The following is a 1,831-nucleotide window of genomic DNA, read 5'->3' as shown; positions in this document are numbered from 1 at the left end:
ACTTCCTGCAATCGTTAGAGATAGCACGAGAAATTGGGGACAAACCGTGGGAAGGTAACGCCCTCAACAACCTGGGAAATGTTTACCTAAGTCTGGGAGAATACGCTGAAGCGGAGCAATACTTCCTGCAATCGTTAGAGATAGATCGGCAACTCGGCGACAAAGCGGGGAAAGCCGCTACCCTCAACAACCTGGGAAATGTTTACCTAAGTCTGGGAGAATACGCCGAAGCGGAGCAATACTACCTGCAATCGTTAGGGAATAAACGAGAAATCGGCGACAAAGCGGGGGAAGGCACTACCCTCGGCAACCTGGGAAATGTTTACGAGAATCTGGGAGAGTACGCCGAAGCAGAGCAATACTACCTGCAATCGTTAGAGATAGCACGGGAAATTGGGGACAAAGCGGGGGAAGGCGGTGCCCTCAACAACCTGGGAAATGTTTACCAGAGTCTGGGAGAGTACGCCGAAGCGGAGCAATACTTCCTGCAATCGTTAGAGATAGCACGGCAATTCGGGGATAAAGCGGGGGAAGGCAATGCCCTCAACAACCTGGGAACTGTTTACCTAACTTTGGGAGAGTACGCCGAAGCAGAGCAATACTACCTGCAATCGTTAGAGATAGCACGGCAATTCGGCAACAAAGCGGGGGAAGGCAATGCCCTCAACAACCTGGGAATTATCTATCTAACTTTGGGAGAGTACGCCGAAGCGGAGCAATACTACCTGCAATCGTTAGAGATAGCACGGCAACTCGGCGACAAAGCGGGGGAAGGCAGTAGCCTCGGCAACCTGGGAACTGTTTACCAGAATCTGGGAGAATACGCCGAAGCAGAGCAATACTTCCTGCAATCGTTAGAGATAGCACGGGAGATTGGCGACAAAGCGGGGGAAGGCAATGCCCTCAACAACCTGGGAAATGTTTACTCGAGTCTGGGAGAGTACGCCGAAGCCGAGCAATACTTCCTGCAATCGTTAAAGATTGCACGGCTTCTCGGGGACAAAGCGGGGGAAGGCAACACGCTCAACAACCGGGGAGTTGTTTACGACAAACTCGGACAGTACGACAAAGCAGAACAAGACTTTTTGGCAGCCATTGAAGTGCGAGAACAATTGCGTCCCGGGTTAACCGACGCGCAAAAAATTTCCCTGTTCGAGCAACAGAAATTAACTTACGAACTGCTGCAAAAAGTCCTGGTTGCCCAGAATAAAACCGATACCGCCCTGGAAATTTCCGAACGAGGACGCGCCAGAGCATTTGTGGAATTGCTCGCTCAACGACTTGCGGATACCCCAGATAATGCTCTCACCGTCACCCCTCCCGACCTCGCACAAATCAAACAAATTGCCGCCGCCCAAAATGCCACTATCGTGCAATATTCCTACATTCGGGAAGGTTTTCTGGTGGGAAACGTGGAGCGATTGGTCGAATCGGAACTATATATTTGGGCGATCGAACCCACGGGGGAGGTAAGCTTCCGTCGCACTGACCTCAAACCCTTGTGGCAAGAGCAAGATACTTGGTTGGCGAAAGTAATTGCCGATGCCCGTTGTTTCGATAACCAGGTCTGTCGTCAGAATATCACCGTTGCTCAAAGTGTTGATGGAACCACGGAAGTTCGCAGCGAAGGGTCTTTTACCTTCAATCAGCAGGTGGCACAACAGCAAATTCGTCCCACCGCGCAACGAGAGAACCGGGAATTACACCAACTGCATCAACTGTTAATCGCACCCATTGCCGATTTACTGCCCACGAACCCCACGGATAAAGTCATCTTCGTTCCCCACGACTCTTTATTCTTAGTACCTTTTCCCGCCTTGCAAGATGAGAA

The 1,831-nt window shown here is 51.0% G+C and carries 1 protein-coding gene; it reads left to right on the top strand.

The window, feature by feature from the left end; all coding sequences use genetic code 11:
* Nucleotides 1-1,831, top strand: a 1,831-nt coding sequence (locus tag LKK83_RS28205) for a tetratricopeptide repeat protein (RefSeq protein ID WP_324634788.1), incomplete at both ends; no start/stop codon positions are given.

This window comes from Phormidium sp. CCY1219, assembly GCF_035615515.1.
GTDB lineage: Bacteria > Cyanobacteriota > Cyanobacteriia > Cyanobacteriales > Laspinemataceae > CCY1219.
Note: the sequence above shows the minus strand (reverse complement) of the source record. Positions and strands in the feature narration are given on the sequence as shown.